Source organism: Trueperaceae bacterium, from assembly GCA_036381595.1.
Taxonomy (GTDB): Bacteria; Deinococcota; Deinococci; order Deinococcales; family Trueperaceae; genus DASVCN01.
Window position 1 is genome coordinate 1 of record DASVCN010000007.1, and the last position, 14,062, is coordinate 14,062.

The window sequence follows — 14,062 nt, forward strand, 5'->3', positions numbered from 1 at the left end:
CTCCTCGTGCATCTCGGAGCCCGACGGATTGATCCATGTGACTTCCTTGACGCCAATCGCCTCGTTCACGACGGTCGACAGGAACCGGTTGCGCCGCAAGATCGGGTAACGCCGCCGCAACGCCGTCAAGCTCTGCACGAAGCGCACTTGCGCGATGTTCTTCTCCGCAAGCGTCCAGTCGACCCACGAGATCTCGTTGTCCTGACAGTAGGCGTTGTTGTTGCCACCCTGGCTGCGGCCCTGTTCGTCGCCCCCGGCGATCATAGGGACACCCTGTGAGAGCAGCAGCGTCGCGAGCAGATTCCGCTGCTGGCGCTCGCGCAGTGCGATCACCTCGGGATCGTCGGTCTCACCTTCGACGCCGCAGTTCCACGAGAGGTTGTTCTCCTCTCCGTCCCGGTTCTCGTCGCCGTTCGCCTCGTTGTGCTTCTCGTCGTAGCTCACCAGGTCGTTCAGAGTGAAGCCGTCGTGGGCGGTGACGAAGTTGATCGAGGCGTACGGTCGGCGCCCCGTGTCCTCGTAGAGGTCCGAGGAGCCGGAGAGGCGGTAGGCGAGCTCGGCGACGCCCACAGGATCACCGCGCCAGAACGATCTCACGGCGTCGCGGTAGCGACCGTTCCATTCGGCCCAGCCCGGTGGGAAATTGCCCACCTGGTATCCCCCCGGTCCGACGTCCCACGGCTCAGCGATCAACTTGGCACGAGCCAGGGTGGGATCCTGGCCGATGGTGTCGAAGAAGGTCGAGAGCCGGTCGACATCGTGCAGCTCCCGGGCGAGGGCCGCAGCCAGGTCGAAGCGGAAGCCGTCGACGTGCATGTGGGTCACCCAGTAGCGCAGGCTGTCCATCACCAGTTGCAGCACCCTCGGGTTGCCGAGGTTCAGAGTGTTGCCGGTCCCGGTGTAATCCATGTAGTAGCGCGGCTCGTCTTCCACCAGCCGGTAGTACATGGCGTTGTCTATCCCCCGGAACGACAACGTGGGTCCGAGTTCGTTCCCCTCCGCGGTGTGGTTGTAGACGACGTCGAGGATCACTTCGATGCCGGCGCGGTGGAAGCTCTTCACCATCTCCTTGAACTCGCGGACCTGTTCGCCTCTGGTGCCGCTCGAGGCGTAAGCGACCTCGGGAGCGAAGAAGCCGATGGTGTTGTAACCCCAGTAGTTGCTGAGACCTCTGTCCTGCAGCAGCTTGTCGCTCACGAACTGGTGCACAGGCAGCAGTTCGACCGCGGTGACCCCGAGTTCCTTCAGGTAGCCGACGATCGGATCGCTCGCCATCCCCGCGTAGCTTCCCCTCAGTTCGTCCGGCACTTCGGGGTGCTTCATCGTCATCCCGCGGATGTGGGTCTCGTAGATCACGGAGCGGTGCAGGGGGATGCCTGGGCTGCGGTCTCCTTCCCAGTCGAACGACTCGTCGACCACGACCGCTTTGGGGACGAACGGTGCGCTGTCGCGATCGTCGAAACTCAGGTCTTTCTTCCGGTCACCCAATCGGTAGCCGAAGTTCGCGTCGTCCCAAACGACGTCTCCTTCGATCGCCTTGGCGTAGGGGTCGATCAGGAGCTTATTGGGATTGAACCTCATCCCCTCCTTCGGTTCGTAGGGGCCCTCCACCCGGTAGCCGTAGAGTTGTCCCGGCCCCACCCCCGGGAGGTAGGCGTGCCAGACGAGGTCGGTGCGCTCGACGAGGGCGTACCGGGCTGTTTCACAGCGCGGGTCCTGGGTGTCGTAGAGGCAGAGGACGACCCCGGTGGCGTTCTCGGAGGCGAGTGCGAAGTTGGTGCCTTCACCGTCCCAGGTCGCTCCCAGGGGATACGGTCTTCCGGGCCAGATCTCGCTCACGTCCTCACCTCGCTCGCATCGGCCGGTCGTCGCCTGTAGAGGACCGCTGGCAGGAAGGGGATCTCCCGCAGCTCGGTGGCGTCGCTCAGCACGACCTGCTTCCGGCCCAGAACTTCCGTCCAGTCGTCGCCCACGAGGTCTACCGGGGCCCGGAGTACCGTTGCCCCCCAACCGCCTGAGCGCTCGAGCGTCGCCAGGAAACGCGGCACCAGCACCAGCAGCTGCTCCTCCCCGGCCTCCCGCACGAAGGCGATCAGGTGGCTCGCCACCTCTTCTGGCAGCAGTTCCCGGGCTTCCAGCGGTCGGTAACTCCCTTCCAACAGGGCAGGGTGTTCTGCGCGCAAGGAGAGGAGTCTGTGCAGGGCGAATAGCTTGAGCCGAGGATCGCAGGTCGACAGCCATTCTCGGAGCGGCAGGGCGTCCGGCCTGGTGATTTGGTCCAGCATCAGCTTCCTCTTTTCGAAGTCGACCGGCCTGCGATTGTCCGGGTCGACAAGCGACAGGTCCGGCAACTCCGTGCCCTGATAGATGTCCGGCACCCCTGGAGTGGTGAGCTTGAGAACGAGCTGTGAGATGGAGTTGGCGAAGCCGAAACGAGCGAGCCGACCGGCAAGCGGTTCGACCAGGTGCGCGATCTCCGGGTCGCAGACCGTCTTTCCGACGAGCTCGACGACAGCCGCTTCGTACCTTTCGTCCGGATCGATCCACGAACTCTGCTGTTTGGCCTCGCGAACCGCTTTCCGCATGTACTCCTCCAGCCGGGGGGCGAGCGTCGCCGGCTGCTCCCCGTCCCAGAGCGCCAGCAGGTGCTGATAGAGGAGGTATCTTTCCGTGGCGGAGACCCTCGGTCCGCCGAGGCCGGTGCTCTCTCGCAAGCGTCGCCCGCTGAGCTCGTCGAGGCGCGCTAGCGTTTCCTGCCACTCTTCGCTCAGCTCGCTCAGGACTGCCAGTCTCATCCGGGTGTCCTCTCCTCGCTTGTGATCGTGAGTGGCGGTGGCGAGCAGATTGTGCGGGTAGCGGTGCTGGCGGAATCTGGCGCGTGAGTGGAACGCCTGCGCTTCGACGGTGAAGTGGTCGGGTTCACCGCCCACCTCGTTGAGTGCCGCGAGTGGCACGAACCGGTAGAAAGCGGTGTCCTCCACGCCCTTGGCCGCCACCGGCGCCGTGTACTGCTGGAAGCGCCCCAGGAAGGACGAGCGCAACCGCTCGAGCGCACCGTCCCGCTCACCGATGAGGCAAGCAAGCACGAAGTCGTGGACCGTCGTCTCGGTGTTCTGCGCCAGTCGTTTGGCTTCCGAGACGGCGAGGGTCAGTACTTGCTCCGCCTCGTCCCGGTCGTGGGGCAGGTAGGTTCGGTAGCGTCCGAACGCGGCGATTACGTCCATCAGCGCGCTTCTCAGGGCGCTCAGCGTGAAGTCCCTGGTGTGATAGTCGCGCTCCGATATCCGGTAGAGCTGATTCGTCAGGCGGGTGAGCTCGGCCGAGAGGCTGGTTCCCATCACCAGGCGCTTCGACTCCACCACTACTTCTGCGTACGAGGAGCTGTCTTCGCTGAACTGTCGGTAGCTCTGCCGCAACGGCTCCTCGCCTGCCGGTTGGATGAGGAGGCGGAGGACGTCGTTCATGAACTCGTAGCCGGTGGAGCCGGCGACGGGCCACTCCAGGGGCAGCGTTTCCCCCGGAGCGACGATCTTCTCGACCCAGATGTTCCTGGCGCCCAGCGCCGACAACGAGTCGAGGTAGCTGTGAGGATCCACCAGCCCGTCTACGTGGTCCACCCTGACACCATGCACGCCCTCCTCCAGCAGCAGTTCCCCGACGAGCCGGTGCGACTCCAGGAAGACCGACGGCTCCTCCATGCGCAACGCCACGAGGCCGTTCACGTCGAAGAAGCGCCGGTAGTTGATCTCGTCCCCGGCGGTCTTCCAGTAGGCCAGCCGCCAGTACTGCCGTTCCAGCAGCTCGTGCAGTTCGGACCCCTCGAACCGGCCCAGTGGCTTCTCGATGTCGAGCCCGCCCAGGGCCTGCTCGAGGCGGCCCTTGAGGGCCTCGGCGCGCTCCCGGTCGGGAGGGAGGAGGTCGGCGTAGAGTCCTTGAAGTTCGAGCAGGTCGAAGTATCTCTGCTGCCTCTCGAGGGCAGGGAGTATCGCCTCGAGCAAGGGCGCGTAGCTGGCCGGCGAGAGGCGGAAGCGGTTGTCGAAGTAGACGGCGTGGAAGTAGCCGTCCGCGAATTCGACCCTTATCTCCCCCTCGTCGAGGGCTTCTCCGTAGGGCCGTCCCAGGAACGGCAGGAGGAGCTTGCCACGCAACTCCGCTTTGGGCGGGTCCCAGTCGACGTCGAACGTCTTGGCGTGCGGAGACTCCGGACCGTAGGCGAGCAGGTCCTGCCAGGCCTCGTTGTGCGGTCCCACCCCCGCGTGATTGGGGACGATGTCGAGCAGCAGTCCGAGCCCCTCGGCGTGGGCGGCTCGCCTCAGCGACTCGAACCCTTCCCGCCCCCCGAACTGCGCCCTTACGCTGTTGTGGTCGATGACGTCGTAGCCGTGGCTCGAGCCGCTCACGGCCTCCGTGATCGGGGAGAGATAGAGGTGACTGACGCCTAATCGCCTGAAGTAGGGGAGGTGCTGCTGTACCTGGGAGAAACCGAAGTCGGGTGTGAGCTGAAGTCGGTAGGTAGCTATCACGGGCTCTCCGAAAGCTCCAGCAGCAGCGCTCCGGCACGCTCGAACCGCGCTCTCCGATGCTGGAGGAGGGGGGCCGCTGGATCGGCTTCGTACTCGGGATCTTCGCTGTCGAGCAGTACCCTCGCCTCACCGGGCAGTTGGAACTCGGCTCCGCTCTCGAACGCGACCAGGAGCAGGTGCCGGCCGCGACGCAGGGCGAGACCTGCCGGGAGGACCTGCACGACGTCCACGCCCCCTTCGAGTTCCCGCCTCAGTGACAGCAGCCGACGGTAGTAGCGGAGGGTAGCCGCGTGCGGCGGCCTTTCGAGTTCCTCCCAGGCGAGCCGGCTGCGTCTGAACGTCTTCTCGTCCTGCGGGTCGGGCACCTCGTCACCGAACTCGAAGTCTGCGAACTCCTCGCGTCGTCCCTCGCTCACCAGAGCGCCGAGTTCCCCCTGGTGGTCGGTGAAGTAGTAGAAGGGGGTGCTCGCCGCCCACTCCTGGCCCATGAACAGGAGGGGCGTCTGCGGCGCGAACAGGAGGAGGGCCGAAGCCGCCCGGTAGGCGGCCGGTGACACCTCGTGATTGAGGCGGGCGCCGTCGGGACGGTTCCCCACCTGGTCGTGGTTCTGTATGCAGTAGACGAAGAGGTTAGCGGGCAGGCCGGCGGTCCCGGTGCCGCGCGGTCGGCCGTGGTGGCGTGAGTGATGACCCCGGTAGAACCAGCTGTGGTTGATGGTTTCGGCAATCTCGCGGCTGCTGCCGCAGAAGTCGCCGAAGTAGCTCCTGTCGTCCCCGGCGATCCGAGAGCGGATCTGATGGTGGAAGTCGTCGGCCCAGACACCTCCCAGCCCGGTTCCTCCCGCGTCCCGCGACACCAGCAGGTTGCGGGTGTTGCGCGGGTCCTCGGCGATGAGGAGCCGCGCGGGACCGGGCAGTCGGGCCACCAGGCCGGCGAGTTCGGTGAGGAGGTGGCAATGGCTGTCGTCGATGATGGCGAAGGTGGCGTCGAGTCGCAGGCCGTCGAACCGGTACTCGCTCAACCACATCAGCGCGTTCTCGAGCACGAAGCGGCGAACTCCGGCCGAACTCGGTCCGTCGTAATCGATCGCATCGCCCCACGGTGTGCGGTGCCTGTCGGTGAAGGTGTTCGGATCGAAGGCGGGCCAGTAGGCGCCGTCGGGGCCGAAGTGGTTGTAGACGACGTCGCACAGCACCCGCATGCCTAGCCCGTGAGCGTCGTCCACGAGGCAGCGGAGTTCATCGGGAGTGCCGTAGGCGCGCGAGGGGGCGAAGAAGGAAGCCGGATCGTAGCCCCAGTTCCAGCGTCCAGGGAAGTCGTGGACCGGCATGAGTTCGATCGTGTCGACACCCAGTTCGGCCAGGTAGGGCAACCGCTCGCAGGCCGCGGTGAAGGTGCCTTCCGGCGTGAAGGTTCCGAGGTGCAACTCGTAGATGACGCCGCTACCCGCAACTTCCGGTTGCCCGTTCCGCCAGGTGTAGGACGCGGGGTCGACGACCTGGGACGGTCCGTGAACCCCTTCGGGCTGATAGCGCGAGGCAGGGTCGGGCATGACCGCCTGGCCGACCCGGTAGCGGTAGCGAGCCCCTGCCCCCGATCCCTCCACCTCGAGTGAATGGAAGCCGGACGACTCTCGCTCGAGCGCCAGCGCCTCGCCCGACCCCTCGATCAGCAGTTCGACCGACTCATTCGCCGGCGACCAGACCGTGAACCGCACGCCTTCGTCCGCGACCACCGCGCCGAGCGATGGCCTGAATAGTTCCGAGTCAACCATCCCGCCCCCCACGAGCCACGGCCGACCGCCACCGGTTCGACGGCCGCCTGAACCCGCCCCCGTTCCTCATCACTGCCGGGCTGCCTCCCCGGCGAGGCTACCCCGAGTCCTTACGGTTCGTCGGTAGCTTCCTGCAACTTGATCGCTGCCGGGTGCTCCTCGTTGGACCACTCCAGGATTATCACTTCGCGCGTCTCTTCGTCCGATCGACCCTCCCCGCGTCCTACGACGGGCGCCCGGAAGGGGATGCGCTCACGCGCCATGTAGAGACGATGCAGTTCGTCGTAAGCCTGGTCCGGATCGTCGGGTTGCCACAGTCCCGTGAAGATCCTGTCACCACCCTCGTGGCTCTCCCAGGTGAACGTCCCCGTGCCTGTGAAGTCGGCTAGTTGTGCCCGACGTTTCATCCTGCCCTCCTGTGTACTCACGTACCCTCATTCTCGCAGACGAGGTGAGGGCAGAATGTGGAGTGCCGGCCTGCTGCCGATGGGGATGGGCTCTAGCGCCTCTCAGGAATCGCCACTTGGCGCGTCGGCGGAGCGAAGAGCCAACCTATGACAGCCCCCAGCAGCAGCGCTCCGGCGTAGACGAGCGGCGCCGGTATCTCCTGTACGGCGAAGCGAACCGGGATGCCCACCAACGGCACGAAGGCGAGAGCGGTGCCGAGCGCGTAGCCCGACTTGTGACCGGAGGCGTCGAGCGGCTGTCTTCTCATGGGAACAGGGTAACCGGCCGGGCGCCGCTCGGCTTCAGGACGGCTGGGCCCGGGAGGCGCCCTCTATCTCGCCGGCGATCTCCTCGGCGACCGCAGACACCTCCTCCAAAGTGGGCCCTTCGACCATCACCCGGACCAGCGGTTCGGTGCCGCTCGCTCGAACGTTCACCCTGCCGCTCCCGACGAAGCGTTCCTCTGCCCGAGACACCGCCTTCAGCACCGCCTGATCTTCGCAGACGCGCTCCTTCAGTTCGCTCGGTACCGTGACGTTGCGGATCGTTTGCGGGAAGACCGGGATCTCGTCCATCCACGCCTCGAGCGGCCGGCGTGACTTGCGTACCGCCGAGAGCAGCTGCAGCGCCGTGAGGATGCCGTCGCCCGTGGGTGCGATGTCGAGGAAGAGCACGTGTCCCGACTGCTCGCCACCCAGTTCGAGGTTACGGCTCTTCAGCCCTTCGAAGACGTAACGGTCGCCCACCCGTTCGCGGTGCATGAGCACACCGTGGCCCTCCAGGTAGCGCTCGACGCCCAGGTTCGACATCGTGGTAGCGACCACCTCCTTCTCGCCGCGCACCAGAGCGCAGATGGCCATGACGTGATCACCGGTCACCAGCCGGCCCCTTCTGTCGACCAGCATCGCTCTGTCCGCATCTCCGTCGAAGGCTATGCCTACCTCGAGACCGTGGTTCTTCACCCGCTGCTGTAAAGGTTCAGGATGGGTCGAGCCGCACTCCACGTTGATGTTCTGCCCATCGGGCGAGGCGTTGATCACGTCGAGGCGGGCTCCGATCTGCGTGAAGACCCGGGGGGCGATCTCGGAGGCGGCGCCGTTGGCGCAGTCGAGCCCCACCTTCATGCCATCGAGATAGGGGGCGTGGGCGAGGAGGAAGCGCTGGTAGTCGGCGTCGTCCCGTCGGTAGCGGCGGGAACTGCCGACCGCTTCCCTCGTCACCGCCGCCAGGCTGTCGAGGTCCTCGTCCAGCAGGGCCTCGATGGCCTGTTCGGTCTCATCCGAGAGTTTCTCGCCCTTGCCGTTGAAGAACTTGATGCCGTTGTCGAAGTAGGGGTTGTGCGAGGCGCTGACGACGATGCCCGCGTCTGCCCCGAGCGACCGGGTGAGGTGGGAGACGCCGGGTGTCGGTACTACCCCCAGCCAGACGGCATCGGCGCCACGAGCGTTGAGCCCTGCGACGAGCGCATGGGCGAGCATGGGGCCCGAGCGCCGGGTATCCATCCCGACCGTGAAGCGAGGCCGCTCGAGCCCGTCGCGTTTGAGGGTCTCGGCGGCCGCGACACCGAGTCGGAAGGCGAAGGTGGCGGTCATAGGGTGCTGGCCGGCCACGCCTCGGACGCCGTCGGTGCCGAAATAGCGTCTTGTCGTCATGCTGACGATTCTACCCCCGCCCCTGGGCGGGGCCGGGGCGCTTCACTCACGGCTGTGAGCTACTTGGCTTCGAGCCAGTTCTCGCCGACGCCCACCTCTACCAACAGCGGAACGTCCATCCGGTAGGCGTTCTCCATCGTTTCACACAGTATCTGGGAGGCCTCGTCGGCCACCTCGACCGGCGCTTCGACCACCAGTTCGTCGTGTACCTGGAGGATCATGCCGGCTCCGAGAGGCTCGAGGCGGGGCGCCAGCTGGAGCATCGCCAGCTTCATGATGTCGGCCGCGGTGCCCTGGATCGGCATGTTGTACGCGGTTCGCTCGGCATACTCGCGGGCGTTGCGGTTGGCAGCACGGATGTCGGGGATGAGCCTGCGCCGGCCCAGCAACGTCTCCACGTAACCGTTCGCTCGACAGAACTCGAGGGTGCCGTCGATGTAGGCGCGAACCTTCGGATAACGCTCGAAGTAGGTCTTGATGAAAAGGTCGGCCTGGGCGTACTCGATGCCCAGCTCCCGGGTGAGCCTGTGCGCCCCCATCCCGTAGAGGACCCCGAAGTTGATCACCTTGGCTACCCGCCGCATGTCGGGCGTTACCTCCTCCGGCGCGCAGCCGTGCACCTGGGCAGCAGTCCGACGGTGGATATCCTCGCCTTTGCTGAACGAGTCGATGAGTACCTGTTCACCGGCGATGTGGGCGAGCACCCGAAGTTCGATCTGCGAGTAGTCGGCTGCCAGCAGGACGTGGCCGGGTGCGGCCCGGAAAGCACGCCTTATCTCCCGGCCGGTCTCGGTGCGGATCGGAATGTTCTGGAGGTTCGGGTTGATGCTGGATAGGCGTCCCGTCACGGCAACGGTCTGCTGGTACGTCGTGTGGAGCCGGCCGCTCCCGGGATTCACCAGTTTGGGCAGAGGATCGAGGTAGGTGCCCTTCAGCTTCGAGAGTTCGCGGTAGTCGAGGATCAGTCCGACGGCTTCGTGCTTGTCGCGAAGCCCTTCGAGTACCCCGACAGCGGTGGACTGCTTGCCGGTCGAAGTCTTACGCCCCGACTGGAGTCCCAGCTTCTCGTAGAGCAGGGTAGCCACCTGATCCCGCGAGTTGATGTTCAGAGAGTCGTCCTGGGCGATCGACCGGACTCGCGCCTCGATCCCGGTGAGCTGCTCGGCCAATCGCACGGACTGCTCGGCCAGCAACTCCTTGTCGAGCACGACCCCGCGAGACTCGACGTCGACCAGTACCCTCTGCAACGGCTTCTCGATCTCTTCGTAGACGCGACGGCGGGGGCCGTCGAACTTCTCGGGCAGGGTGCGGAGGAGTTCCGCGGTTACCGCTGCCCGGGCCGGCGCGGCGTCGGTCCAGTCGCCTGCCCCGTAGCGTTGGGCTGCGGTATCGGGCTGGGCGACGTTCGGGTCGAGCACGTAGGCCATGAGCAGGGGATCATCGCCAGGCTCGATCCGCTCGCCGCGGCTGCGGGCCCAGACGGCGAGCGCCTTCGCGTCGCAGGCATCGATGCTCTGGGAGCCGGCGAGGAAGGCGAGGGCGCTCTCCTCGTCGGGTGCCTTCGCCACCGTCCGCTCCCTGGCGACGGCCAGCTCCGTGAGCTGCGCCTGCATGGGGCTGTCGCCGGCCAGAACGAAACCGACCGCCCCGGCGGCGCTCCGGGTGTCGCCGGCGTTCCATGGCACTTCCCGGTACGAGGGCGTCTCGGTGAGTCCCAGCTCACGCAGGAGCGAGGTGAACTCCAACTCCACCAGCAGCTCGCGCAGGCCCTCGCGCTGCATCTCCCGTTGCGCCCACTTCGAGGGTTCGATCGGTATCTTTGCGTCGGTCACGATGCAGGAGAGTTCGCGGGAGAACTTCACCTGCTCCAGCGAGTCGCGGATCTTCTTGGCCGCGCCGGGGGGTTCGATCTCGTCGAGATGCTCGAAGATGTAGTCGAGCGAGCCGTACCTCTGCAGGAGGTTGCGAGCCGCAACGGGACCGATGCCTTTCGCCCCGGGGATGTTGTCGGAACTGTCGCCGATGAGTGCCCGGTAGTCGGTCCACTGCTCGACCGTCACTCCGTACTTCTCCTCGATCTCCCTGGGCCCCAGGCGGTCGTTCTTGTCGAGCCCGCGCACGCAGACGTGGTCGCTCACCAGCTGATAGGCGTCCCGGTCGCTGGTGACGATCTCGACCGTGTAGCCGTTCGCTTCGCAACTCTTGGCGATCGTGCCGATCAGGTCGTCGGCCTCGAGACCGGCCACTTCGATCTGGTAGAGACCGAGCATATCGACGAGCTTCTTGATCGTCACGATCTGTTCCGGCAAATCATCCGGCGTAGCCGCGCGGCCCGCCTTGTACTCTTCGTACTGCTCGTGCCTGAAAGTCTTGGCAGGAGCGTCGAACGTGACCACCGTGGCGTCGTGCTCCCCCTCCTCCTTGAGGATGCGCAGGAGCGAGCGGAGGAAGCCGAAGACCGCGTTGACCGAGCGACCCTGCGAGTTGCTGAGTTCACGGATGGCGTAGTAGCTGCGGAACGCGAGCGCATGGCCGTCGATGACCACGATCTTGTTGCCGTTCCGCTGAGCGGTGGGGGCCTGGAACAGCTCCTTCTGAACCGTCATCGGCGGGCCCCGGCGGTGGAGGCACAGGTCATTCTCGGAGTCTACCGCGAGGACAGCGTGCCCGGCTGGCTCCGTCGAGACGAAGTCGCGGAACGCTGTGGCGGAACGATGTCGCGCGGCGATGTCGCGGAAAGGTGTCGCGGGGCGGTGTCGCGGGGCGATACGGAGGCCCCGAGGTCGCCGGCCCGCTCCGATTCGCAACGCGTCTGTAGGGATGCAGACAGATGCCGCCCCGGTAGAGGAGTACACCGGCTGGACACCGGAAAGTCGATACGTGTTCACCGGGGGGACTCCCCGGAAACCGACCCGGTGCGAGAGGTTAGGGGGGCGAAGTGAAGGAACCTGGGGATCCCGAACAGAGAGCGAACGGTCCCTCGTCCAGCGGCGAGGTCGGGGGCGGTTCGATGCCGCAAACACGGGGCGCGCGAGTCTACGACCGCCCCGCGCGAGGCGGCCGTTCCGCACTTACCTGGACCATCGTGGCGTTGGTACTGATCCTTCTGGCGCTCTGGCTGCTGTTCTGAGCCGGGCGCCGAAGAGTCTCCAGTGGGAGGTCGCAAGAGGCGAGCAGAGGCGGATGAGTCCGAGGATCACCGGGAGGTCATCCATCGCGAGGTAGTACCGCTCGCTGCAGAAGTGCCGAGAGTCGACACCCGCACGATCGTGACGGGACGGGTACGGGTGACGACGCACACCCGCAGCCGGCAGGAGGCCTTCGACGTCGACCTGACCGAGGAGGACCTCGAGATAGAGCGGGTGCGGGTAGGCCGAGAGGTGGATGGGCCGGTCGAGATACGTCAGGAGGGCGACGTCACGATCGTGCCCGTGCTGGAGGAAGTTCTCGTCGTCAGGAAGCAGCTGGTGCTCAAGGAGGAGGTGCGGATCCGCAGGCGCAGGCAGCGGCGGAAGGAAACGCGCTCGATGAACCTGCTGTACCAGGTAGCGGAGATCGACCGCTCCAGCGAGGACGAAGAGGTTGCGCCGAGCGGCGATGGGGAGAACAGGCGTGATTGAAACAACGCTGATGTGCGCCAACCCGGCGCACGGGATGAGGGGTAGAGGAGATGGCCAAGACGGTAGTGGCTATATACGACAGGCTCGAGGATTCACGTTCGGCGATCGCCGAGCTGTTGTCTGAAGGCTTCGACAGGGACGACGTAAGCGTAGTTGCCAACGCGACCGGTGCCGAGTTGAGACGGTACTTCGACGAGCAGGGACGGTACGTGGAGAGCCGCGGTTCCGAGGCGGGTGGATCCGCGGCCAGCGGAGCCGGGGTCGGTGCGGCGGTGGGTGGCATCGGCGGCTTGCTGGTGGGCCTCGGCCTGCTGAGCGTCCCCGGCGTCGGACCAGTGCTCGCTGCCGGTCCACTGGCGGCCACCCTCGTGGGCGCCGGTGGGGTGACGGGCGGCTTGCTGGGGGCACTGACCGATGCCGGCGTACCGGAAGAGGAGGCCCATCGTTACGCGGAAGGGGTAAGGCGGGGCGGAAACCTGGTCGTCGTCAACGCACCCGACGGCCGCGCCGAGATGGCGGCCACGATCCTCGACCGGCACGCGGCGGCCGACGTCGAGGCGCGCGAATCGAACTGGCGACGCCAGGGCTGGGAACGTCATGAGCATGAGGCCGAGCCGCTGACCGAACGGCAACTGGCGCAGGAGCGCGAGCACATCGAGATCCCCATCGTCGAGGAGGACATCCGGGTAGGCAAGCGCGAGGTCGAGCGCGGCGGTGTGCGCGCCCGAACCTACGTCAGAGAACGTCCCGTGGACGAGCAGGTCGAACTACGCGACGAGTCGGTCGAAGTGCGGCGGCAGCGGGCAGACCGGCCACTGAGCGCCGCGGATGGTGACGCGTTCCGCGAGCGCAGCGTGGAGATGCATGAAACCGATGAGGAGGCCGTGGTTTCGAAGGAAGCCCGCGTCGTCGAGGATGTGGTGATAGAGAAGCAGGCCAGGGACAGAACCGAACACGTCCGCGATACGGTCCGGCGCACCGAGGTAGAGATCGAGCAACTCGACGACGATATCGTCGACGAGGATTTCTCTCGCTACGAGCGCACGTTCCGCGGTCACTTCAAGGATTCGGACATCAGTGACCGGTACGCCTACGACGACGTCATGCCGGCCTACCGCTTCGGCTACTCGTTGGCGAACGACGCCAACTGCCGTGACCGGCGCTGGGACGAGATCGAACCTGAGGCGCGCACCAGGTGGGAGGCGCGTAACCGTGGTAGTTGGGACGATGTCAGGGAGTCCGTGCGCCACTCGTGGGAGGTGCGTAACCGGGACCGCTAGTTCGAACTCCTGATGGGGTCGGGGGCGAGCGTCAGAGGTTCCAGCCCCCGGCCACTTCTATGGTGGTGCCGGTGATGTAGTCGGCCTCGTCCGAAGCCAGGAAGCAGGCGGCCGCAACGATCTCCTCCAGCCGGCCCAGGCGGCCCATCGGGATCTCCCGTTGCGGCTTGGTAACGCTGTTCTCCATGATCCCTGGACTTATCACGTTGACGGTGATCCCGTTCGCCGCCTCGCTCCTGGCCAGTGCCCGGCTGTACTGGATGACGCCGGTCTTCGCGATCACATAGGGTGCTACGGCCGGGCGCGCGATCAGGTGCTCGGCCCCCGCGTAGCCGAGGTTGATGATCCGCCCGCCGCCATGCCTGCGCATGAACGGGACGGCTGTTCGACAGGTGTAGAAAGTAGCGTGCAGGTTGCTGTCGAACATCTCGTGCCACGTCTCGATGTCGAGCTCGTCGAGCGCCCCGTGGTGGTAATTGCCAACGTTGTTGACGAGAACCCGTAAGCCGCCGGTGAGATCGTTCGCGGCCAAGACAAGCTGTCTGGCCTCCTCCGGAACCGTCACGTCGGCCTGCAGGAGGTGTGCTTCGACGCCGGCTCCCCGGGCGAGATCGGCGACCTCCCGGGCCTTGCCCTCGCTGTTGCGGTAGTGCACCACGACATCGTGTCCGGCGTCGGCCAGTCCCAGGAGGACCGCTCTGCCGATACCGGTCGCCGAACCGGTTACCAGTGCTCCGGCCACGCCTTCACTTCCTCCATGGGCCC

Annotated in this window: 11 protein-coding genes; 3 read left to right on the forward strand and 8 right to left on the reverse strand. The window is 66.0% G+C overall.

What is annotated here, in order from left to right; genetic code table 11:
- The 7 genes from glgX to polA all read right to left on the reverse strand — a co-directional run.
- Nucleotides 1–1,839: glycogen debranching protein GlgX (glgX, locus tag VF168_01650; protein HEX7002875.1), on the reverse strand; the 1,839-nt coding region annotated here is incomplete at its 3' end.
- Nucleotides 1,836–4,523 carry a malto-oligosyltrehalose synthase gene (gene treY / locus VF168_01655; GenBank protein ID HEX7002876.1) on the reverse strand — a complete coding sequence of 896 codons (2,688 nt, stop codon included), beginning with the start codon at nt 4,521–4,523 and terminating at the stop codon, nt 1,836–1,838. The genes glgX and treY, both read right to left, overlap by 4 nt.
- Nucleotides 4,520–6,298 carry a malto-oligosyltrehalose trehalohydrolase gene (treZ, locus tag VF168_01660; GenBank protein ID HEX7002877.1) on the reverse strand — a complete coding sequence of 593 codons (1,779 nt, stop codon included), beginning with the start codon at nt 6,296–6,298 and terminating at the stop codon, nt 4,520–4,522. Before treZ ends, treY begins: the two co-directional genes overlap by 4 nt.
- Before the next feature lie 110 nt (nt 6,299–6,408).
- Nucleotides 6,409–6,705: a hypothetical protein gene (locus tag VF168_01665; protein HEX7002878.1), complete on the reverse strand. Its 297-nt coding sequence runs from the start codon at nt 6,703–6,705 to the stop codon at nt 6,409–6,411.
- A gap of 92 nt (nt 6,706–6,797) precedes the next feature.
- Nucleotides 6,798–7,013, reverse strand: coding sequence for a LapA family protein (locus VF168_01670; protein ID HEX7002879.1), 216 nt, complete (start codon nt 7,011–7,013; stop codon nt 6,798–6,800).
- Nucleotides 7,014–7,047: 34 nt separating this feature from the next.
- Nucleotides 7,048–8,397 (reverse strand): phosphoglucosamine mutase, encoded by a 1,350-nt coding sequence (gene glmM, locus VF168_01675; GenBank protein ID HEX7002880.1) that lies wholly within the window; start codon nt 8,395–8,397, stop codon nt 7,048–7,050.
- 59 nt (nt 8,398–8,456) lie between these two features.
- The gene (gene polA, locus VF168_01680; GenBank protein HEX7002881.1) at nt 8,457–11,003 is read right to left on the reverse strand and encodes a DNA polymerase I; all 2,547 of its coding nucleotides are present in this window, start codon (nt 11,001–11,003) and stop codon (nt 8,457–8,459) included.
- Nucleotides 11,004–11,335: 332 nt separating this feature from the next.
- Here polA and VF168_01685 point away from each other — a divergent pair, with 332 nt between their 5' ends.
- Genes VF168_01685 through VF168_01695 form a run of 3 tightly spaced genes read left to right on the forward strand, consistent with a single transcriptional unit; the run spans nt 11,336 to nt 13,297 of the window.
- Complete coding sequence (locus VF168_01685; GenBank protein ID HEX7002882.1) at nt 11,336–11,527, forward strand: hypothetical protein; 192 nt, start codon at nt 11,336–11,338, stop codon at nt 11,525–11,527.
- 22 nt (nt 11,528–11,549) lie between these two features.
- Nucleotides 11,550–12,017, forward strand: coding sequence for a DUF2382 domain-containing protein (locus VF168_01690; GenBank protein ID HEX7002883.1), 468 nt, complete (start codon nt 11,550–11,552; stop codon nt 12,015–12,017).
- 50 nt (nt 12,018–12,067) lie between these two features.
- On the forward strand, nt 12,068–13,297 hold the full coding sequence (locus tag VF168_01695) for a DUF2382 domain-containing protein (GenBank protein ID HEX7002884.1): 1,230 nt from the start codon (nt 12,068–12,070) through the stop codon (nt 13,295–13,297).
- A gap of 31 nt (nt 13,298–13,328) precedes the next feature.
- Here VF168_01695 and tmpR read toward each other — a convergent pair whose 3' ends face one another.
- On the reverse strand, nt 13,329–14,039 hold the full coding sequence (gene tmpR / locus VF168_01700; GenBank protein ID HEX7002885.1) for a bifunctional dihydropteridine reductase/dihydrofolate reductase TmpR: 711 nt from the start codon (nt 14,037–14,039) through the stop codon (nt 13,329–13,331).
- Between the last annotated feature and the right edge of the window lie 23 nt (nt 14,040–14,062).